The organism is Bradyrhizobium sp. PUT101, from assembly GCF_052043945.1.
In the GTDB taxonomy this organism is placed as follows: domain Bacteria; phylum Pseudomonadota; class Alphaproteobacteria; order Rhizobiales; family Xanthobacteraceae; genus Bradyrhizobium.
Genome location: NZ_CP197207.1, coordinates 2,112,668 through 2,133,259 on the forward strand (window position 1 = coordinate 2,112,668; position 20,592 = coordinate 2,133,259).

Annotated in this window: 20 protein-coding genes; 10 read left to right on the plus strand and 10 right to left on the minus strand. The window is 64.5% G+C overall.

All coding sequences use genetic code 11. The features are described 5' to 3' along the window. Positions 1-2 precede the first annotated feature (2 nt). Positions 3-500, minus strand: coding sequence for a flagellar basal body-associated protein FliL (gene fliL / locus ACSHT2_RS10400; RefSeq protein ID WP_131874774.1), 498 nt, complete (start codon positions 498-500; stop codon positions 3-5). Positions 501-883: 383 nt separating this feature from the next. Here fliL and flgF point away from each other — a divergent pair, with 383 nt between their 5' ends. Genes flgF through flgH form a run of 4 tightly spaced genes read left to right on the plus strand, consistent with a single transcriptional unit; the run spans position 884 to position 4,359 of the window. Continuing rightward, positions 884-1,645 carry a flagellar basal-body rod protein FlgF gene (gene flgF, locus ACSHT2_RS10405; protein WP_440642813.1) on the plus strand — a complete coding sequence of 254 codons (762 nt, stop codon included), beginning with the start codon at positions 884-886 and terminating at the stop codon, positions 1,643-1,645. 16 nt (positions 1,646-1,661) lie between these two features. Continuing rightward, on the plus strand, positions 1,662-2,450 hold the full coding sequence (gene flgG, locus ACSHT2_RS10410) for a flagellar basal-body rod protein FlgG (protein ID WP_319329728.1): 789 nt from the start codon (positions 1,662-1,664) through the stop codon (positions 2,448-2,450). A 10-nt stretch (positions 2,451-2,460) separates the two neighbouring features. Next, positions 2,461-3,591, plus strand: coding sequence for a flagellar basal body P-ring formation chaperone FlgA (gene flgA / locus ACSHT2_RS10415; protein WP_440641483.1), 1,131 nt, complete (start codon positions 2,461-2,463; stop codon positions 3,589-3,591). Positions 3,592-3,594: 3 nt separating this feature from the next. Next, on the plus strand, positions 3,595-4,359 hold the full coding sequence (flgH, locus tag ACSHT2_RS10420; protein WP_440641484.1) for a flagellar basal body L-ring protein FlgH: 765 nt from the start codon (positions 3,595-3,597) through the stop codon (positions 4,357-4,359). A gap of 255 nt (positions 4,360-4,614) precedes the next feature. Here flgH and ACSHT2_RS10425 read toward each other — a convergent pair whose 3' ends face one another. Further along, complete coding sequence (locus ACSHT2_RS10425; protein ID WP_440641485.1) at positions 4,615-5,394, minus strand: 2-keto-4-pentenoate hydratase; 780 nt, start codon at positions 5,392-5,394, stop codon at positions 4,615-4,617. 78 nt (positions 5,395-5,472) lie between these two features. Next, positions 5,473-6,501, minus strand: a complete 1,029-nt coding sequence (locus tag ACSHT2_RS10430) for an SDR family oxidoreductase (protein ID WP_440641486.1) — start codon at positions 6,499-6,501, stop codon at positions 5,473-5,475. A 96-nt stretch (positions 6,502-6,597) separates the two neighbouring features. On the opposite strand from ACSHT2_RS10430, the gene ACSHT2_RS10435 reads away from it, so the two are divergent. Continuing rightward, entirely contained in the window at positions 6,598-6,996 is a 399-nt protein-coding gene (locus ACSHT2_RS10435; RefSeq protein WP_440641487.1) for a winged helix-turn-helix transcriptional regulator, read from the plus strand. A 280-nt stretch (positions 6,997-7,276) separates the two neighbouring features. Here the strand turns inward: ACSHT2_RS10435 and dksA are convergent, their stop codons facing one another. Beyond that, a complete protein-coding gene (gene dksA, locus ACSHT2_RS10440) occupies positions 7,277-7,642 on the minus strand; it encodes an RNA polymerase-binding protein DksA (protein ID WP_085966600.1) in 366 nt (121 codons plus the stop codon). Positions 7,643-7,857: 215 nt separating this feature from the next. Beyond that, complete coding sequence (locus ACSHT2_RS10445) at positions 7,858-8,469, minus strand: NAD(P)-dependent oxidoreductase (RefSeq protein WP_440641488.1); 612 nt, start codon at positions 8,467-8,469, stop codon at positions 7,858-7,860. Between the two features lie 168 nt (positions 8,470-8,637). On the opposite strand from ACSHT2_RS10445, the gene ACSHT2_RS10450 reads away from it, so the two are divergent. Beyond that, complete coding sequence (locus ACSHT2_RS10450) at positions 8,638-9,009, plus strand: winged helix-turn-helix transcriptional regulator (RefSeq protein ID WP_440641489.1); 372 nt, start codon at positions 8,638-8,640, stop codon at positions 9,007-9,009. A 44-nt stretch (positions 9,010-9,053) separates the two neighbouring features. Here ACSHT2_RS10450 and ACSHT2_RS10455 read toward each other — a convergent pair whose 3' ends face one another. Further along, positions 9,054-9,467: a flagellar assembly protein FliX gene (locus ACSHT2_RS10455; protein ID WP_440641490.1), complete on the minus strand. Its 414-nt coding sequence runs from the start codon at positions 9,465-9,467 to the stop codon at positions 9,054-9,056. 281 nt (positions 9,468-9,748) lie between these two features. Here ACSHT2_RS10455 and ACSHT2_RS10460 point away from each other — a divergent pair, with 281 nt between their 5' ends. The 4 genes from ACSHT2_RS10460 to ACSHT2_RS10475 all read left to right on the plus strand — a co-directional run bounded on the left by ACSHT2_RS10460 (position 9,749) and on the right by ACSHT2_RS10475 (position 12,267). Next, positions 9,749-10,873 (plus strand): flagellar basal body P-ring protein FlgI, encoded by a 1,125-nt coding sequence (locus ACSHT2_RS10460; protein ID WP_440641491.1) that lies wholly within the window; start codon positions 9,749-9,751, stop codon positions 10,871-10,873. Further along, positions 10,873-11,241, plus strand: a complete 369-nt coding sequence (gene flgJ / locus ACSHT2_RS10465; RefSeq protein WP_440641492.1) for a flagellar assembly peptidoglycan hydrolase FlgJ — start codon at positions 10,873-10,875, stop codon at positions 11,239-11,241. Before ACSHT2_RS10460 ends, flgJ begins: the two co-directional genes overlap by 1 nt. Positions 11,242-11,252: 11 nt before the next feature. Beyond that, positions 11,253-11,750: a hypothetical protein gene (locus ACSHT2_RS10470; RefSeq protein WP_440641493.1), complete on the plus strand. Its 498-nt coding sequence runs from the start codon at positions 11,253-11,255 to the stop codon at positions 11,748-11,750. A gap of 157 nt (positions 11,751-11,907) precedes the next feature. Then, positions 11,908-12,267 (plus strand): hypothetical protein, encoded by a 360-nt coding sequence (locus tag ACSHT2_RS10475; RefSeq protein ID WP_440641494.1) that lies wholly within the window; start codon positions 11,908-11,910, stop codon positions 12,265-12,267. A gap of 144 nt (positions 12,268-12,411) precedes the next feature. On the opposite strand, the gene flaF is transcribed toward ACSHT2_RS10475, so the two are convergent. The 4 genes from flaF to ACSHT2_RS10495 all read right to left on the minus strand — a co-directional run bounded on the left by flaF (position 12,412) and on the right by ACSHT2_RS10495 (position 20,446). Next, on the minus strand, positions 12,412-12,780 hold the full coding sequence (gene flaF / locus ACSHT2_RS10480; RefSeq protein WP_028181463.1) for a flagellar biosynthesis regulator FlaF: 369 nt from the start codon (positions 12,778-12,780) through the stop codon (positions 12,412-12,414). Between the two features lie 293 nt (positions 12,781-13,073). Next, positions 13,074-15,362: a DUF1522 domain-containing protein gene (locus ACSHT2_RS10485; RefSeq protein WP_440641495.1), complete on the minus strand. Its 2,289-nt coding sequence runs from the start codon at positions 15,360-15,362 to the stop codon at positions 13,074-13,076. A 217-nt stretch (positions 15,363-15,579) separates the two neighbouring features. Further along, positions 15,580-17,850: a DUF1522 domain-containing protein gene (locus tag ACSHT2_RS10490; protein ID WP_440641496.1), complete on the minus strand. Its 2,271-nt coding sequence runs from the start codon at positions 17,848-17,850 to the stop codon at positions 15,580-15,582. 325 nt (positions 17,851-18,175) lie between these two features. After that, positions 18,176-20,446, minus strand: a complete 2,271-nt coding sequence (locus ACSHT2_RS10495; RefSeq protein WP_440641497.1) for a DUF1522 domain-containing protein — start codon at positions 20,444-20,446, stop codon at positions 18,176-18,178. Positions 20,447-20,592: the final 146 nt, after the last annotated feature.

Here is a 20,592-nt window from a genome sequence, read left to right on the forward strand (position 1 = left end):
GCTCACTGGACCACGACTTCCTTGAACAGCACCGCGCTGACCTGGATCGGGGCGACCGCTGCGTTGACGCGCTTGGTCAGCTCCTCCTTGAGGCGGAAAATGCCGGCGGAACCGTTGAGGTCGGAGGGGCGCAGTTCGCGCACATAGGTCTGGAAGATGTCGGTGACGCGCGGCATCGTCGGCTTGATCGCCTCGATCTGCTTCTCTTCCTTCAGCTCCAGCACGATCTTCAGCCGCAGATATTGCACGCGCTCGCCGGGCGAGCCGGCGAGGTTGACCATCAGGTCGGGGACGTCGACGAAGGCCGGCGGCTTCGGCGGCGGCGCGGCCTCGGCATGGTGCTCGCCCTCGCCGTGACGGAAGAAGAAGAACCAGGTCGCCGCACCGCCGCCGAGGACGGCGAGCAGACCGACGGCCATGATGATGAGCTTGAGCTTGTTCTTCGGCGGAGCGGCTTCCGCGCCGTCGGCGGCTGCGCCGCCTTCCTCATTCTCTGCCATGGTTGCCGCGCTCGTTCATCTCTCAAAGGGGTCGAAAGAGCGAAGTCTCCTGGCAGACAGTGACGCGATACAAATGTCCCAGCGCAATGCGCTCCTCTGATGCGCAAACGCTACGGTAATAATGGTTAACGGAACCTTTCGATTGGGCCTCCGCTAGGAAAAATCTGCCGGGCAAACATGGCTAACAGAACCTTTCTGCCGCCCTCCCGCGCCCATCAGAAATCAACAAACAATTGAAATTACACAATTTTTTGAGTTGGCACGGCTTTCGCTGGGAGAGGGCCGAGACCTCACGGTTTGGGAGAACCTGATGTCTCGTTCACGGGATCCGCCAAGGCGCTTGGGAGAGCGAAATGGCAGATCTCACTCAGGGGAGATTTCCGATGCAGAACGCGCTTCTGATCGGCTTGTCACGGCAGATGACGCTGGAACGGCAGATGGATGTCATCGCCAACAACGTCGCCAATGCCAACACCAACGGCTTCAAGGCCGACCATTCGCTGTTCGAGGAGTATCTCAACTCGAATGCGCGTCAGGACAATTTCATCGGTCGCGACCGCCGGATCTCCTATGTGCACGATCGCGGCACCTTCCGCGACGTCGGCCAGGGGCCGATGGAGGCGACCAACAATCCGCTCGACATGGCGATCAACGGCAGCGCCTATTTCGCGGTGCAGGCCAATGGCGGCGAGCTCTATACCCGCGACGGCAAGTTCTCGCTCAACAGCACCGGCCAGCTCGTCACCGCGAGCGGCAATCTCGTGCTCGGCAATGCCGGCCCGATTACCTTCCAGCCGACCGACCACGACATCAATGTCGCGCCCGACGGCACCGTCACGGTGCTCGAGGGGACGTCGCGCACCGACTCGATCCGCGGCAAGATCCGGATGGTGTCGTTCGACGATCCGGCCAAGCTGACCAAGCTCGGCGGCAATCTCTATGGCGCCGGCTCGGCCAACCAGCAGGCCGACACCAGGTCCACCCTGCAGCAGGGTTATGTCGAGAAGTCGAACGTGAATGCGGTCGGCGAGATGACCCGCATGGTCGAGGTGATGCGCAGCTACACCGCGATCGCCAGCCTGCTCCAGCAGCAGAGCGACCTCCACAAGAATGCGATCGATAAGCTCGCCGACGTTCCGGCCTGATTGAAGGAGAACTGACATGCAGGCGCTTCATACCGCTGCGACCGGAATGGCGGCACAGGAACTCAACGTTCAGGTGATCTCCAACAACATCGCCAACCTGCGCACCACCGGCTTCAAGAAGCAGACCGCGGCGTTCCAGGACCTGATCTACGAGCACGTCCGCCGCGTTGGCGCCCAGTCGTCCGACCAGGGTACCATCCTGCCGGTCGGCGTCGACATCGGCGGCGGCGTCAAGACCGTCGGCACCCCGCGCAGCATGACGCAGGGAACGCTCTCGCAGACCGGCAACGACCTCGATCTCGCGATCTCGGGCGAGGGCTTCTTCAAGATCCTGATGCCCGACGGGACCTACCAGTACACCCGCGACGGCACCTTCCAGATGGACAATCAGGGCCGCGTCGTCACCGCGCAGGGCAACCCGGTGCAGCCGACCATCACCATTCCGAACAACGCCTCGGGGATCTCCGTCAGCGAGCAGGGCCAGGTCTCGGTGACGCTACCGGGTTCAACGACCTCGTCGATCATCGGCCAGATCGGCGTCACGCGCTTCATCAACAAGGCGGGCCTTCAGCCCGTCGGCAACAACCAATTCATCGAGACCCCCTCGTCGGGCGCGCCGCAGGACGGCACCGCCAACTCCGAGGGCTACGGCAAGATCACGCAGGGCAGCCTGGAACAGGCCAATATCGACGTCGTCTCGGAGATGAGCGATCTGATCGCCGCGCAGCGCGCCTACGAGATGAACGCCAAGGTCATCAGCGCGGCCGACCAGATGATGCAGTCGACCACGGCGCTGTTCCGCTGAGGTGATGACGATGATCCGCACCACGCTCGCCTCGATCTCCATCCTTCTCGCGCTGGCATTGCCGGCAATGGCCGCCGACGAATTCATCCCCCCACCGACGCTGCGCGCAAGCGTCACCGTCACCTCGGACGTGGTGCGGATCGGCGATCTCATCGACAATGCCGGCTCAGCCGCGCTGATCCCGGTCTACCGCTCGCCCGATCTCGGCACCACCGGCACGCTGACGGTCGGCCAAGTACTCTCGGTGCTGCGGGCAAAACAGGTGATCGGCGTCATGACCGCCGACCTCAAGGAGATCCAGGTCACCCGCCTCGCCCGCACTCTCGCGAGCAAGGATATCCAAAACGCGGTCACCGCTGCGCTCGAGCGCCGCTTCGGCCTCGGAGAAGCCGCCAACATCACCGTCACGTTCGACCGCAGCGTCGCCGAGATGCGGCTCGATGCCTCCAACACCGGCGCGCTCGAGCCGGTCGCAACCCGCTACGACGCCCGCAGCGGCCGCTTCGACATCGCCTTCGAGATTGCCAACGACAGCAACTCTGCGCCGACCAAGCTGCGCTTCACCGGCACCGCGATCGAGACCGTGGAGGTGGCCGTGCTGACCCGCGACATCGACCGCGCCGAGCTTCTGAAATCCTCCGACGTCTCGCTGGAGCGCCGGCCGAAGGCCGAGGTTCCCGGGGAACCGGCAGCGCGCGACCGCAGCATCGGCATGCAGCTGCGCCGGCCGATGCGCGCGGGCACGCCGCTCCGCATGGCCGACATCGTCAAGCCCGACTTCGTGCTGCGCGATCAGGCCGTCACGATCATCTACCAGGTGCCCGGCCTCTATCTCACCACGCGCGGCAAGGCGATCGAGAACGGCGCCGAGGGCGACACCGTCAGCGTGCTGAATTTACACTCCAAGCGCACGCTGACCGGCGTCGTCACCGGCCGCGGCCAGGTGACGGTCCAGGGCGCCGCCCAGTCCGCACCGATGGCGCCTGCGGTCGAGCAGACCTCGTCGATCAAGCGTGACGACGTGCCGCCGGCCGCAGCCCTGGCGCAGAGCCTGATCCAGACGCCCGCGTCTCCGGCCCAGATCGCCCAGGCCCAGATTCCGCAAGTTCGCCTCTCGCAAGCTCCAGCCAAGTCAGAGTAAGTCATGTCCAGGTTCAGTTCGGCTTTCCGTCTTCGTCGCATCGCGATCTCTGCCCTGCTGCTGGCAACTTGTGCGCTGGCTAGCGGCTGCTCCTCGATCGACCGCCTGTCGCAGATCGGCGAGCAGCCGAAGCTGTCGGCGATCGACAATCCGACGACGCAGCCCGGCTACAAGCCGGTGCAGATGCCGATGCCGAAGCCGGAAGTCGCCTCCTACAATCCGAACTCGCTGTGGCGCAACGGCAGCCGCGCGTTCTTCAAGGACCAGCGCGCCCGCCAGGTCGGCGACCTCCTGACCGTGACCGTGAACATCACGGACAAGGCCAACATCGAGAACGACACCTCGCGCAGCCGCACCAACAAGGAAGATTCCGGGATCACCGACTTCATTGGCTCCCAAACGGTCACCCAGGCCAACAAAATCCTGCCCGGCCGTATCCTGACCGCCGACTCGACCTCGTCAAGCGAGGGCAAGGGCAGCGTCGACCGCAAGGAAGCCCTGCAAACCAACGTCGCCGCCGTGGTGACCCAGGTGCTGCCGAACGGCAACCTGGTCGTCGAAGGCAAGCAGGAGATACGCGTCAACTTCGAGATCCGCGAGCTGATCGTGGCCGGCATCGTGCGCCCCGAGGACATCCAGAGCGACAACACCATCGACTCCACCAAGATTGCCCAGGCCCGCATCGCCTATGGCGGCCGCGGCCAGATCACCGACGTGCAGCAGCCGCGCTACGGCCAGCAGGTCATGGACGTGCTGCTGCCCTTCTAACCTTCTTCAAGAGCTCCCACATCGTGTTCGCGAACCTAGGCGCGAGCGACGATGTACTACGCGGCCCTCGCTAGCTCCCCTGGCGAGGGCCGCACGTATTTTGGCAAACGGGCCGTTGCGTACAGCGTGTCGGTCCGCGCATCTATTGCGATGCCGCCGTCTCAAACCCCGTCATTCCTAGCGAAGCGAAGCAATCCAAACTGCCACCGCGGCAAGCTTCTGGATCGCTTCGTTCGCGATGACGGCACGGAGAGGCTACGTAAACTCCGCCTCCACCACGCCCAGCCCGTCCAGCTCCATCCGCACCTTGTCGCCGGCTTTCAGCCACAGCGTCTTGACCAGGCTGCCCGTCAGCACGAGCTGCCCCGCATGCAGCCCCTTGCCCTCGGCGGCGAGATGATTGGCGAGCCAGGCGAGGGCGTTGTGGGGATGGCCGAGCACGTCGGCGCCGGTGCCCTGGCTCACCTCCTCGCCGTTGACGATGGCGCGGCCCTTGACCGCCTTCAGGTCCGGAACCGACGAGCGCGGCACCGACGGTCCCAGCACGCAGCCGGCGGCGAAGAAATCGTCGGCGATCAAGGTCGGGGCGCCCATCGTTTCCCACTTCACATAGCGATCGTCGACGATCTCGATCGCGGGATGATAGGCCTCGACGGCCTCGCCGACCCATTCGGCCGTGAACGGCGCCTCGCCGGCGGCGAGGTCGCGCTTGAGCCGCACCGCGATCTCGCATTCGACACCGACCCGGACATAGTTGGAGGTGGCGAGCTTGGCGCCGCTGTCATGGACGCCCTTCTGGAACACGCCGCCGCCGCAGGGGTGCGGAATGCCGATATACTCCTGCATCACCTGGCTGGTGCAGCCGATCTTGTAGCCGACGAGCGGGCCGAAATGCGGCAGCAGGAGATCGTGCACGCCGCGCTGGACCTGATAGCCCTCGGCTTCATCAGCGGGAGGGCGCTCCAGCGCCGCGAGCGGCGCATGATTGCGGCGCGCCAGCGCGATCGCCTTTGCGGCTTGGAGAATCCTGTCCATCGGCGCCGCCTCCCACGCTACGCGTTCGAAGGCGGCACTTGAGCATCCCCGCCCGCGCGTGACAAGCCAGGGGCAACCTCACGCCTTGACCAGGTCGAGCCGGATCAGGCTCTCGGCGGTCGCAAGGATCGCCTCGTGGTTGGAACGGGGCTCCCAGCCGAGCAGCGACCTCGCTTTGGTGCTGGTGGAATGCCGCACCCTGCCGAGCATCGGCACGACCGCACGCAGCAGGGGAATCCGGGTCGCGGCCAGCCGCACCAGCCAGTCGGGGGCCTGAAGCCGCGGAACCCGGCGTGCGGACGGCCCGAGTTCCCGCCGCAGCACTTTGGCGATGCCGAGGATCGACATCGTTTCACCGGAGACCGCGATGAAGCGCTCGCCCTTGGCCTCGGGCGCCGTCATCGCCCGCAGGTGCAGATCGGCGACATCGCGCACGTCGACCACGCCGAAATAAACCCGCGGCACCGCCGGCATGGCGCCGTCGAGCAGCGATTTGACGATCTCGATCGAGCCGGAGAAGTCCGGCCCCAGCACGGGACCGAAAATGCCGGCGGGATTGACCACCGACAGTTCGAGGCCGCCGCCCTCGCGCGCGATGAAATCCCAGGCTGCCCGCTCGGCCAGCGTCTTGGATTTGATGTAGGGCTGCAGGCCGGGACCATCGAGATTGGTCCAGTCGGTCTCGTCGAACGGTTTTTGACGCGGCGGATGTCCGTAGCCGATCGCGCCAAGCGACGAGGTGATGACGACGCGCCTGACGCCGGCCGCGCGTGCGGCACGCAGCACCCGCAGCGTGCCGTCGCGGGCCGGGACGATCATCTCGTTCTCGTCCTCGGGCACGCTGGTCGACAGCGGCGAGGCGACGTGCAGGACGTAGTCGCACCCGGCGATCGCCTCGCGCCAGCCCGCGTCTGCCGTGAGGTCCGCCGTGAAGAAGGACACAGTTTCCGGCGAAGCCGCCCCGCCCTCGCGCAGCATCGCCAGCACGTCGTCCCGACGATCAGGCCGACGTACCGTCGTCCGCACGGCATGGCCCACGGCCAGAAGTTGCAGGACGACGTGAATGCCGACGAAGCCCGACCCGCCGGTGACCAGAACAGTGCTCATTGCCAAATTCCCCTCGATGCAAGGGCCGGCGGATCGGTTCCGCTGCGGCCCTGCTCAAGGCCGCATCTGGTCACTATCTCCAAGGGGACAAGTAGAATGGATTTCGAGACCGGTATGGAAAACCTGACCAGCAACTGCGACGACGACTGCGACTGCATCCCAGATCCTGCCCTGCTCGACGACTTCAAGCGGGCCATCCACGCCCTCGGCGGCAAGTGGAAACTGGAGATCCTGTTTACGCTGATGAACGGTGCGGTTCGCTTCGGTGCCTTGCGACGATCGATCGGCGGCATCACCCAGCACATGCTGACCACGCAGCTTCGCGAGCTCGAGGAGGATGGCCTCGTATCGCGCATCGTCCTCGCGGAGAAACCCTTGAGGGTCGAGTACGAACTGACGGATGCGGCTTACGGCCTCTTGCCGGCCTTTAAGGAAATGTTGAGCTGGTCCAGGCTTTATGGGGACGCGCGCCTCATGGCGTCGCGGCAGACCTGATTGCACCGATGCTTGATGCAGCTGGATCAGCGTCTCACCATTCAAGCCGATGTCGTTGATGCGACTCGCAAAACTCGCCCCACCTGAAGTGAAGGCTGTTTCTGATCCGAACTCACGTGAGCTCGGAGGAATCGAGTCTAGCCCATTGATCGTGATTCACTTTTCGCGATCACGCTCGCGCGTTGCCGTGCGGCCGCAAGCGGCAGGCAAAATGCTGATCACGGCGCCAACCGGCGCCTTGCGTCCCAAAAACAAAGAGCCGCACTTGGCGGCCCGGGCTCTATTCGTCGCGATAAACCTTCTCGCGTTTCTCGTGGCGCTCCTGCGCTTCCACCGAGAGCGTCGCGATGGGCCGGGCTTCGAGCCGCTTCAACGAGATCGGCTCGCCGGTTTCCTCGCAATAGCCGTAGGTGTTGTCCTCGATGCGCTGGAGCGCGGCGTCGATCTTGGCGATCAACTTACGCTGGCGGTCGCGGGCGCGGAGCTCGATGGCGCGGTCGGTTTCGGATGATGCCCGATCGGCGAGATCGGGGTGGTTCACATTCTCCTCCTGCAAAGCCTGCAGGGTGAGCTTGGACTCTTTGAGGATCTCATCCTTCCAGGCGAGGAGCTTCAAACGGAAGTACTCCTTCTGCCGGTCGTTCATGAAAGGCTCTTTGTCGGTCGGTCGGTAGTTTTTCAACTTTTCCAAGGGAGGCCTATCTTCTTAAGCAACGACTCGGGAACGGAACGGGGTCCGTTGAGCCGGCGGTTATATAGTGGCCTCCCGTGACAGACAATATTTCCCTGCCGCCCCAGTCGTCGCCCCCAAGCCCTTGCACAGGAAGGTTTATCCTAGAGGGCTCGGAGGCGGTCGACGGCTCAATAGCCGACCGTGAAGCGCTGCTTCAGATGGGTGGGCCGTTCGATCTCGTCGGCGAGCGCGATGGCGTAGTCGGCGAAGGTGATCCAGCTCTTGCCGTTCGCATCTGCGAGAAGCTGGTCGGTGCCAAGCCGGAACTTGCCCGTGCGTTCCCCCTCGACGAACAACGCCGATGGCGAGATGAAGGTCCAATTCAGGTCCTTTTCCTGCCGCAGCAGGTCGAGAAAGGACGAGCCCGCCTCCGCCTCAGCCTTGTATTGTTCGGGAAAGTTGGGAGTCGCGATCAGCTTCACGCCAGGGGCAACCTCGAGGCTGCCGGCGCCGCCGACCACGAGATAACGACCGACTTTGGAGTCCTTCGCCGCACCGATCAGCTTGAGCGGGTCACTGGCCAGGAAGTGCACGGAACTCACGGCGACGTCGTGCCCGGCCCACAGCTTGGCGAGGCCGGCCTGGTCGAGCACATCCCCCTTGGTCGGGGTGACGTTGGGGAGGGCTGCGATCTTCTCGGGGTTCCGGGCGATGGCTGTGACGGCGTGGCCGCGGCGGGATAGTTCCCTGGTGATCTCCGACCCGGCCCGGCCCGAAGCGCCGGCGACTGCGATTTTCATGGAAGGCTCCTTTGCTACATAGTAACCAATGGTGACTAGATATCGCAAAGAATGCTGGTGTTAAGAGAGCACTTTGTGCTTACCTGATTACGCAACGGTAACCTGGACGCTTAACCGATCACGCACAGCTGACGCGCGCACCGCCAGCGGTGGAATGAGGAACCGAGGATGAAACCGGACGTCTACGCAGCGAACTGCCCCACCCGTCAGATCCTCGATCGCGTCGGCGACAAATGGGCCGTGCTGATCCTCCTTCTGCTGCGCGAGGAGCCGATGCGCTTCAACCGGTTGCGCCGCACGATTGAAGGCATCTCGCAGAAGATGCTGAGCCAGGTTCTCAAGTCCCTTGAACGCGACGGCCTGATCAGGCGCCATGCCATCGCAACCGTGCCCGTGACGGTGGAGTATTCGATCACGCAGCTCGGGCTGACGCTGGCCGCGGCGGTCGATCCTCTGCGCGATTGGGCCGAGCAGAACCTAAAAGACGTGCTCGCCGCCCAGCGTCGCTATGACGCGCAGCAGAAGGAGGAAGCGGCGTAACCGGACGAGTAGCAGACCCGTCATCTCTGAGAGACGGATGACTATTAAGCCTGCCCGGCCTTGGCGAGCTCGACCTCGACGCGCAGTTCGATCTCGGAAAGCACCGTATCGAGACCTGGATCTCCCGAGGACGATTTCAGGTCCGCCGCAGCATCCCGCAGCCGCATCACGGTCGACGCATCGAGATTGCCGGACAGCAGTCCCATCTTGAGATCGTCGAGCACGTCGAGTGCAGTCCTGCCACGGGCGACCGAGCGCTTGCGGCGCTCGACCGGATCCTCCTCGACGCCCTGCAATGCCAGCAGCGCATCGATGTTGGCGGTGGCCTTCGGTGCGGAAGCGCTCCGCATCTCCTGCGCCGATGAGGTGTCGGGCAGCACGAAGGTGCCGGTGCCCGTCCGCCTGGCCTGGCTGGCCGGCGCTCCAAGCGTGGTGCCGTTCGGTCCGTAGATGCGCATCGGAAGAATCCGGATGATCGATGCCTCACCTTCGCCGTCTTATGGTTAACGGCGCGTAAACAGCCCGGCAAAATCTGCCGACAGGCGGCAGTTTCGCTCCTCAGGCACAACACCGGCTGACATCGGTCCAAACAGATTTATTCAACCTATTCAGCGACCTATCCCGAAGCCCCGGGTTGGCACAGCGCTCGCAAGGAAAGCGCCGGACCAGCTCGTCATGGGAGTGTCGTGCAGGTCCGTCCGATTTGAGGAGCCTTTCTAGGAGCCTTGGGGAGCAGAGGATGCCAGGCGTTCGTTGGGTGAGGATTGTTGGGGTGGCCTGCGCCGTGCTGTCAGCGCTGGCGCTCTCGGTCACGTCAGCGGCTGCGACCTCGCGCATCAAGGATCTCGCCAACATCGAAGGCGTGCGGCAAAACCAGCTCATCGGCTACGGCCTCGTCGTGGGCCTCAACGGCACCGGCGACACGCTCAACAACATCCCCTTCACCAAGCAATCGCTGCAAGCGATGCTCGAGCGCATGGGGGTCAACATCCGCGGCGCCACCATCCGCACCGGCAACGTCGCCGCAGTGATGGTCACTGGCAACCTGCCGGCCTTCGCCACCCAGGGCACGCGCATGGACGTCACCGTCTCCGCGCTCGGCGACGCCAAGAATCTCCAGGGCGGCACCCTGCTCGTGACCCCCCTGCTGGGCGCCGACGGAAATGTCTATGCGGTGGCGCAGGGTTCGCTGGCGATCTCCGGCTTCCAGGCCGAGGGCGAGGCGGCCAAGATCGTTCGCGGCGTTCCGACCGTGGGACGCATCGCCAACGGCGCCATCATCGAGCGCGAGATCGAGTTCGCGCTCAACCGGCTGCCGAACGTGCGCCTGGCCCTGCGCAACGCCGATTTCACCACAGCCAAGCGGATCGCGGCTGCGGTCAACGACTATCTCGGCGTCAAGACCGCCGAGCCGATCGACCCCTCGACGGTGCAGCTGTCGGTCCCGCCGGAGTTCAAGGGCAACGTCGTCGCATTCCTCACCGAGATCGAGCAGCTCCAGGTCGATCCCGATCTCGCCGCCAAGATCATCATCGACGAACGGAGCGGCATCATCGTGATGGGCCGCGACGTCCGCGTCGCCACCGTCGCTGTGGCGCAGGGCAACCTCACCGTCACCATCTCCGAGAGCCCGCAGGTCAGTCAGCCCAACCCGCTGTCGCGCGGCCGCACCGTGGTCGCGCCGCGCACCAGTGTCACCGTCACCGAGGACGGCAAGAAGCTGGCCGTCGTCAAGGACGGCGTCTCGCTCCAGCAGCTCGTCGACGGCCTCAACGGCCTCGGCATCGGCCCCCGAGACATGATCAGCATCCTCCAGGCGATCAAGGCCGCCGGCGCGATCGAAGCCGACATCGAGGTGATGTGATGCAGGCAGGCTCGATCAACACCCCGCGCGTCGCCACCTCTTCGGCGTTCTCGGTGGAGAGCCGCAACGGCCGGCCGGACTTCGAGCTCGCCGCCGCGTTGCAAAAAGTCTCGCCGCAGCAGCAGGCCAAGGCGCAGAAGACCGCCACCGATTTCGAGGCGATGTTCCTCAACAGCATGTTCTCGCAGATGACCTCGAGCCTGAAGGGCGAAGGTCCGTTCGGCGATACGACCGGCACCGGCGTGTGGCGCTCGATGCTGACCGAGCAATATTCCAAGAGCTTCGCCCAGGCCGGCGGCGTCGGCGTCGCCACCGAAGTCTACCGCACCCTGATCATGCAGCAGGCGAAAACGATCCGCACGGCATAAGGTCAAACGAGATGAACCATTTCAACGCCTCACGTCAGCCGATGCAAGCTCAGCGTCCGAACACCGCACCCGGCAACACCGAGGCGCGCAAGCTTGCCGAAGGCCTGATGGACGCGATGAGCGCCCTGCTCGGACTGATCGAGCGCGAGACCGAACTCGTTCGCGCCGGCAAGGTCCGCGAGGCGATGACGCTCGAGAGCAAGAAGCAGGAGCTGTCGCGCAACTACGTCGGCGCCGTCAGCCAGCTGAAGGCGAACCAGGCCCAGTTCGCGAAATCCGAGCCGGAGCTGCTCTCCACGCTGCATCGCCATCACGATGCTTTTCGCGCGATGCTCCAGGTCAATCTCACCGTGCTCGCGACCGCGCACGCGGTTTCCGAGAGCGTCGTGCGCGGCGTCAACGCCGAGATCCAGAAGCGCAACGTGCCGAACACCTATACGGCCGCGGGGCGCCGCGCCGCGCCGGGTCCACGCCACATCACCCCGCTCGCGGTCAGCCGCTCGCTCTGAGCGCGCAGGAACACGCGACAGTTTTACGAAAAATTGCGCGGCGATATCGTCGTGAGGTTAGGCACGTTTCCTTACCAGGTCTTCAAACCTGGTGTTCCATGGTTGCGCTATTAGAGGGGTTGGGATTTGACTCACGTAAGGCAACCAGGAGGCTGCCATGAGTACAGATTTCAGCATCAGGCCGGTGGGGATCCCGGCGCCCACGCAAATCGTACCGACGTCCAATGCGGCGGCGAACGAGGCTGTGCAAACGGATCTTCCGGTGAGCCAGACGGTCGCTGCGAGCGATACCGGCGCAGCTGTGCGCAATGATTTGCCGAACCACGAGAACGTCTCGCGCCAGGTCGTGTTCGACCAGGCGGCCGCGTCCTTCGTCTTCCAGGTCGTCAACGCCAAGACCGACGTGGTGGTGAACCAGTTCCCCGACGAGGCGATGCTGCGCCGGCGCGCCTATTTCCATGCGCTGGATATGAAGTCCGAGCCCTCGCGTCCGCTCAGCACGGACGTCAGCGCCTGACGACCAGGTGTCGACCGTCACGGATCGACAACGGTCAGGCCGGTCGCAAGTTCGGTGGCGTTGTCATTGATCCGCCCCCACCGGCATCCGTCAGCGTGAACTTGGTCCGCGGTCGAACAGATGCTCGACCGCGACGGCTCTCCGTCACGGACGCCCGGACAGACCCGCAGCGATATTGCGGTTGATCTCGATCAGCGGGCGGAAATGATCGAACTGCGGGCTCATCTGGAGCGCGGCAGTCTGGCTCAGCACGAACACGCTGATGTTGGCGATCTTCTGCCGGACGTCGATCGGCTGCGGATTGGTGTCACGCATCGCCTCGCTCAGGAAGATGGTCCAGAGCTTGCGGTTGAACATCAGGGCCTGCATGGTCTGCTCGCTGAGCGGATCGGCGTTGTTCACCGCGTCCTGGAGCTTGTTGGCGGCCTTGAGCAGGGTCTGCGCCTCGATGTCCCGAGGGGATGCGGTGGTCGTTGCAACACGCGCATAAGCCGAGGCAGCGGAATTCGACATCAATCACACCCTGGACGTTACCCAGCGCGTTGGACGCGCTTAAGGATTTCTTTCCCAACCCTAGGCAGCACCGCTTAAGATTTGCTTACGTGTGTGCTTGGAAGCGCTCCGGACAATTACGGGGCGCGGAGCTCTTCGTCAGCGCAACGCTAGATGCACGCACGCACGATGTAAACTCGCTTCGCGTCATGCGTGTCGATCTCAGCTAATCTTGTCTTAGCGATCTCCCTTAAAAGAACGGCGGAGCGTTAGCCCCGCCGCGAAATCTCGAGTAGCGAACTTGCGCTGCGAAATTAGCGGAGCAGCTGCAGCACGCTCTGTTGCGACTGGTTGGCCAGCGACAGCGCGGAGACCGCGATCGACTGGCGAGTCGAAAGCGCCTGGCTGTTCGCCGCTTCCTCATTGGTGTCGGCGAGTGTCAGGTTGGACGAACCGGTCTGCAGCACGTTGATCAGGTTCTTGGAGAAGTCCTGACGCACCTGCACGATCGACAGATTGGAACCGAGGGTGGATCCTTCCGAGCGCAGCGTGCTCGAGGCTGCGTTCAGGCTGGCCAGCACCTTGTTGGTGGCGCCGTTGTCGATGAAGTCGACGCCGTTGACGAGATTGCTGAGACCGAGGCCCGCCGCATTGAACACCACGCCGTTGATGCTCAGCGTGGAGCTGCCGGTTTCGTTGAAGACGAGCTTCAGCGTGTCGCCATTGAGCAGGTTGACGCCGTTGAAGGAGGAGTCCTGCGACGTCGTGTCGATCTGGGCCAGAATGTTGTTGAACTGGTTGACCAGGTTGGAGCGCGCGGTCTGCGCCACGGGATCCTGGACCGGCGGCTGCGCGGTGGTGAAGGCCAGAACACCGGTGATCGTGCCGCCGACTGCGCCGCCCGCGAGGGTCGAACCGAGCGTCGAGGAGGCGTATTCGTTGACCGTGGTCACCGTGAGCACGCCATTGGCATCGATCGTCGCCGTCAGGTGGTTGGCCTGCAGCTGCGCGTTGAGCTGGTCCAGCGTCTTGACGGTGCCGTTGGTGCCGTCGCCGAAGGTGACGTTCACCGGCGTGCCGCCGTTGAACGAGGTGAAGGTCAGCGTCTTGCCGCTGATGCCGCCGACGCCGGACGTGCGGGCCGCAGTGAAGGCGGTCGCCGTTCCCGTGTTGCCGCTGAGACCGAATGCGCCGAGGGCATTGCCGGTGCCGGTGATCGAGAGATCGGCGTTGACGCCGGTGGAGAGCGCAAGCTGGCCGCTGCTGTTGACCGACGACGGGATCTGGCCCGCAGTGGTCGACAGCGTCGCCGCGCCGTTGAAGATGCTGGCCGTCTTGACGCCGGTCGCAAGGTCGACGGCGTTGAGCAGGTCGGTCAGCGTCGCGCTCTGGATGTAGACGGTCGAGTTGCCGTTGCCGTCCGTGACGATGTTGCCGCTGACGCCACCCGACGTGACGCTCGCCGCCGATTGCGGCGTTTGCGCGTTCTTGAAGGTGATGGTGTGGCCGTCGATGTTCAGCGTCGAGCCGTCCTGAACGAGGGTACCGAGCGAACCCGCGGTGGTCGACCGGGCCGCAGTGACGTTGGCATTGCCGGCGCCGGTTGCGGACGTCAGACCGAGCGCCTTGAGGAAGTCGGCCTTTCCGGTCACGCTCAGATCGGCGCCAGTCGAGCTCTTCAGCGTGACCTGGCCGCCCGCGATCGACGATGCCACCTGAAGCGTGCCGACGGGACCGGCCGAACCGCTGACGGAGATGGTCGCGGCGCCGGCGCTGATCGTCGCGCTCTTGACGCCGCTCGCCAGATCGATCGCGCTCAACAGGTCGTTGACGGTGCCGGTCGGCGCGGCGCTCGTGCCCATGTAGACGATCGAATTGCCGTTGCCGTCGGTGGCGATGTGGCCGCTGGCATCCAAACCCCAGCCGGTCGGCTGCGTCGCGGGCGCCGCGCCGGTCCGGAAGGTAATGGTCTTGCCGTTGACGGTGATCGAGTCCCCGTCGGCAGGCGACGAGCCGAGGGTGCTGGCTGCCGTGGTGCCGATCAGCGTCGCGGTGCCGGTCAGTGCAGTGGTGCCGTCGGCCGCGTTCGCGGCAGAGCCGGTCAGCGTGCCCGCAGTCGAGCCCAACGATGCACCGAGAGCGGCGGCGGCCGTCACCGGCGTCACGCCACCGGGTGCGCCGGTGTAGAGCACATTGCTGTTGGCGGTCGCGCTTGCATACGACGTCGTGCCGCGCAGATCGGCCGGCGTCGCACCGGGAATGGTGGTCGAGACGTTCGACTTGGTGGAGTAGCCGACCGTGGTCTGCAGCGCCTGGTTGGCGATCGATTTTGCGCTGTCGATCAGCTTTTGCAGCGAGGTGATGCCGGTGTTGGCGGCCTGGAGCACCTGCACACCGTTGTTGATGCCGTCGAGCAGGTTGCTGATGTCGCTCGCCCGGTTGTCCAACCCCTGCGCCGTGAAGAAGTTGGTGGGATTGTCGAGCGCCGTATTGACCTTTTTGCCGGTCGACAACCGCTCCTGCGTCGTGGCCAGCAAGTCGGCCGTCGACTGCAGCGACAACAGGTTCTGGCGAACGGACGCCGAGAGAACGATGTTGGACATGTCGAGTCTTCCTCTTGAACCGGATACGAATCGGCCGCGCGGTTGCAAAGCGGGGCTTTTGTCCAGTTCTAGAAGGTGTCCTTTAAAGTATGGTTAACGCCGGTTTAAGGGATAGGGTTAATGGCGGGTGAAGGCTCCTGCCCGCCTCCAAATGCAAAAAGAGCGGCGGGGCAAATGGCCCCGCCACTCGATTTTGATTTGCAGTTTCAGTGGCTTATTAGCGGAGCAGCTGGAGAACGCTCTGCTGCGACTGGTTGGCCAGCGACAGCGCCGAGACCGCGATCGACTGGCGGGTCGACAGCGCCTGGCTGTTGGCGGCTTCGACGTTGGTGTCGGCCAGCGTCAGGTTGGACGAGCCGGTCTGCAGCACGTTGATCAGGTTCTTGTTGAAGTCCTGACGGATCTGCACCACCGAGAGGTTCGAACCGAGGCTCGAGGCTTCCGAGCGCAGCGTGCTCGACGCCGCGTTCAAATTGGTCAGCACCCTGTTGGCCGCGGCGTTGTCGATGAAGTCGACGCCGACGGTCAGCGCGGCGAGGCCGAGACCCTTCGAGTTGTAGGTCACGCCGGTGATGTTCAGGCTCGACTTGCCGGTCTCGTCGAACACCAGCTTGAGTTGGTCGCCGTTCAGGAGGTTGACGCCGTTGAACGAGGAGTCCTGCGCGGTCGTGTCGATCTGGTTCAGGATGTTGTTGTACTGAGATACCAGGTTCGCACGGGCCGTCTGTGCGACCGCATCCTGGACGGGCGTGGAAGCCGTCGAGAACGTCAGCGCCGAGGTCAGCGTGCCGCCGATCGCACCGCCCGCGGCAGTCGAGCCGAGCGTCGAGGAGGCATAATCATTGGACGCCGTGATCGTCAGCAGGCCGTTGGCGTCGATCGTCGCAGACAGGTTGTTGGCCTGAAGCTTCGAGTTGAGCTGATCCAGCGTCTTGACCGTGCCGTTGGTGCCGTCGCCGAAGGTGACGTCAACCGCGGTGCCGCCGTTGAAGGCGGTGAAGGTCAGGCTCTTGCCGCTGATGCCGCCGATGCCGGAGGTGCGCGCCGCCGAGAACGCCGTCGCGTTGCCGGTGTTACCCGAAAGACCAAACACCGCCAGCGCGTTGCCGGTGCCCGTGATCGACAGATCGGCATTGATGCCGGTCGAGAGCTGAAGCTGGCCGCTTGTGTTGATCGACGACTTGCTCTGGCCGGTCGCGGTGTTCAGCGTCGCCGCGCCGTTGGCCGCAATCGACGCGGTCTGCACGCCGGTGGCGAGATCGATCGCGTTGAGCACGTCGGCGACAGTGCCGGCCTGGAGGTAGACCGTCGAGTTGCCGTTACCATCGGTGATCACGTTGCCGCTCTTGCCGAACCCGGCCGGAATGGCCGGCGCACCCGTCGAGCCCGGGACCGGCGCGTTCTTGAAGGTGATGACGTGGCCGTCGACATTCAGGGATGCGCCGTCGGTGATCAGCGATCCCAGTGAGCTCGAGCTCGTCGTGCGGGCGACGCTCAGCGACGCATTGCCGCCGCCCGTCGCGCTGGAGAGGCCCAGCGCCTTCAGCAGGTCGGCCTTGCCCGTCAACGATAGATCGGCACCCGTCGAGCTCTTGATCGTGGTGATACCCGCGGCAATCGAGGAGGCTGTCTGGCCCGTGCTGGTCGCAATTGTCGCCAGCCCGCTTGAGATGACCGAGGTCTGCACGCCGCTGGCGAGGTCGATCGCGGTCAGGAGGTCGTTGACCGTCGCAGCCGGAGTGCCGGCGGTTCCGAGATAGACGGTGGTGTTGCCGTTGCCATCGGTCACGAGGTTGCCGCTGAGGCCCGAGCCGGCCGGAACGTCGCTGGCAACCGGCGCCGAGCCGGAGCGGAAGGTGATGGACTTGCCGTTCACCGTCAGCGTGTCGCCATCGGCGGGAGCCGTGCCAATCTTCGTGGCGGCGGTGGTGCCGATCAGCGTCATCGTGCCCGTCACGGCGGTGGTGCCGTCGGCAGCGTTGACAGCCACCGTATTCGAGAACGTACCTTGCGTCGCGCCGAGGGTGGTGGTTGCGACGGCCGCGGTAACACCGCCCGCCGTGCCGTTATACAGCACGTTGCTGTAGGCGGTTGCGCTGGCATAGGAGGTCGTGCCGCGCAGGTCGGCGGCGGTCGCGCCGGCGATCGTGGTGGAGACATTCGACTTGGTGGAGTAGCCGACGGTGGTCTGCAGCGCCTGGTTGGCGATCGACTTGGCGCTGTCGATCAGCTTCTGCAGCGAGGTCAGGCCGGTGTTGGCGGCCTGCAGCACCTGCACGCCGTTGGCGATACCATCGAGCAGGTTATTGATGTCGCTGGCGCGGTTGTCGAGCGACTGGGCGGTGAAGAAGTTGGTGGGATTGTCCAGGGCCGAGTTGACGCTCTTGCCGGTCGACAGACGGTTCTGTGTGGTGGCGAGGAGGTCAGCGGTGGACTGGAGAGAGAGCAGGTTCTGACGAACCGACGCAGAGAGAACAATACCGGACATGACTCTTACCCTTCTGGCTTACGCGTCTTCGTTCGATCGCTTCGGATCGAGTGACGGGCACAGCCTGCGCGGACATGGCTAACAAAGGGTGAAACGCGTCTCGCCGGCATAAGCGGCGGTTCACCATAAGCTGCCGGAAGGCGCGGATGGCATCGACAATCCGTCTGAAATGACTGCCGTTTCTCTGCGCTTACGCTCCATTAACCATAACCGCTGGTTACTTTTCAGAGCGTCTCCTGGTTTCTCGAAAGGTCGAATGACATACGAAAAAAGCGGCGGGGCCGAAGCCCCGCCGCCGGATCCTGCTTGCGATGTCGTCCGCGACTTAGCGGAGCAGCTGGAGCACGCTCTGCTGCGACTGGTTGGCCAGCGACAGCGCGGAGACCGCGATCGACTGACGGGTCGACAGCGCCTGGCTGTTGGCCGCCTCGACGTTGGTGTCGGCCAGCGTCAGGTTGGCCGAACCGGTCTGCAGCACGTTGATCAGGTTCTTGTTGAAGTCCTGACGCACCTGCACGATGGTCAGGTTCGAACCCAGAGCGGAGGCTTCCGAGCGCAGCGTGCTCGACGCAGCGTTCAGGTTGGTCAGCACCTTGTTGGTGGCAGCGTTGTCGATGAAGTCGACACCGCTGGTCAGCGCAGCAAGGCCCAGACCCTTGGAGTTGTAGGTCACGCCGGTGATGCTCAGGCTCGACTTGGCGGTCTCGTCGAACACCAGCTTGAGCTGATCGCCGTTGAGCAGGTTGACACCGTTGAACGAGGAGTCCTGCGCGGTCGAGTCGATCTGCTGGAGGATGTTGTTGTACTGGTTGACCAGATTGGCACGCGAGGTCTGCGCGACGACGTCCTGGACGGGTGTGGAAGCCGTCGAGAAGGTGAGCGACGATGTCAGCGTGCCGCCGATCGCACCACCCGCGGTGCTCGATCCGATGGTCGAGGACGCGTAGTCGTTGGTGGTCGAGATCGTCAGCAGGCCGTTGGCGTCGATCGTCGCGGACAGGTTGTTGGCCTGAAGCTTCGAGTTGAGCTGATCCAGCGTCTTGACCGTGCCGTTGGTGCCGTCGCCGAAGGTGACGTCAACCGCGGTGCCGCCGTTGAAGGAGGTGAAGGTCAGGGTCTTGCCGCTGATGCCGCCGATGCCGGAGGTGCGGGCCGCCGAGAATGCGCTGGCGGTGCCGGTGTTGCCGGCAAGGCCAAGCGCATTCAGCGCGTTGCCGGTGCCGGTGATCGACAGGTCGGCATTGATGCCGGTCGAGAGCTTGAGCTGGCCGGAGGCGTTGATCGACGAGGCGATCTGGCCCGAGGCGGCCGCAAGCGTCGCGCTGCCGTTGGCGGCAATGGTGGCGGTCTGCACGCCGGTGGCAAGGTCGATCGCGTTGAGCACGTCGGAGACGGTGCCGGCCTGGAGGTAGACCGTCGAGTTGCCGTTGCCGTCGGTGATCACGTTGCCGCTCTTGCCGAAGCCGGTCGGGATCGCCGGGGCGTTGGTCGAGCCCGGGACCGGTGCGTTCTTGAAGGTGATGACGTGACCGTCGACGTTCAGCGTCGAACCGTCCGTGATCAGAGCGCCCAGCGAGCTCGAGCTGGTCGTACGGGTCGCCGTCGCCGTGGCGTTGCCGCCACCCGTTGCGGTGGTCAGGCCAAACGCCTTGAGCAGGTCGGCCTTGCCGGTCACGGACACGTCCGCACCCGCCGAGCTCTTCAGCGTCACGATACCTGCGGCCATCGACGACGCCGTCGCACCGGAGGCGGCACCGATCGTCGCAGCACCGTTGGTGATCGTCGAGGTCTGCACGCCGCTGGCGAGGTCGATCGCGGTCAGCACGTCGTTGACGGTCGCAGTCGGCGCCGCGGCGGTGCCGAGATAGACGGTGGTGTTGCCGCTGCCGTCGGTCACGAGGTTGCCGCTGACGCCCGAGCCGCTCGGGACCGCGGTCGACGCGGGAGCCGAGCCGGAGCGGAAGGTGATGGTCTTGCCGTTCACCGTCAGCGTGTCGCCGTCGGCGGGAGCCGTGCCGATCTTCGTGGCGGCGGTGGTGCCGATCAGGGTCATCGTGCCCGTCACAGCGGTGGTGCCGTCGGCGGCGTTCACGGCAACCGCGTTCGAGAACGTGCCCTGGCTCGCGCCGAGAGTCGTCGTGCCAGTTGCAGCGGTCGTGCCGCCGGCAGCGCCGCTGTACAGCACGCTGCTGAGCGCCGTGTTGCTGGCATACGACGTCGTGCCGCGCAGGTCGGCGGCGGTCGCGCCCGAGACCGTGGTGGAGACGTTGGACTTGGTGGAGTAGCCGACGGTGGTCTGCAGCGCCTGGTTGGCGATCGACTTGGCGCTGTCGATCAGCTTCTGCAGCGAGGTGATGCCGGTGTTGGCAGCCTGCAGCACCTGCACGCCGTTGGCGATGCCGTCGAGCAGGTTGTTGATGTCGCTGGCGCGGTTGTCGAGCGACTGGGCGGTGAAGAAGTTGGTGGGATTGTCCAGGGCCGAGTTGACGCTCTTGCCGGTCGACAGACGGCTCTGCGTGGTGGCGAGAAGGTCAGCGGTGGACTGGAGGGAGAGCAGGTTCTGACGAACCGACGCGGAGAGAACAATACCGGACATTGAGTGTTACCCTTCTGGTACGCAACGCAACAAAACTTCGATTAGGATTAATCGATGCCCGGGACGGTGAACGCAGACGGCTAACAAAACATAAAGCGTGTCGCACCAAACCTTGCGCGGATTCACCATATGGCAGCGTCATGCTC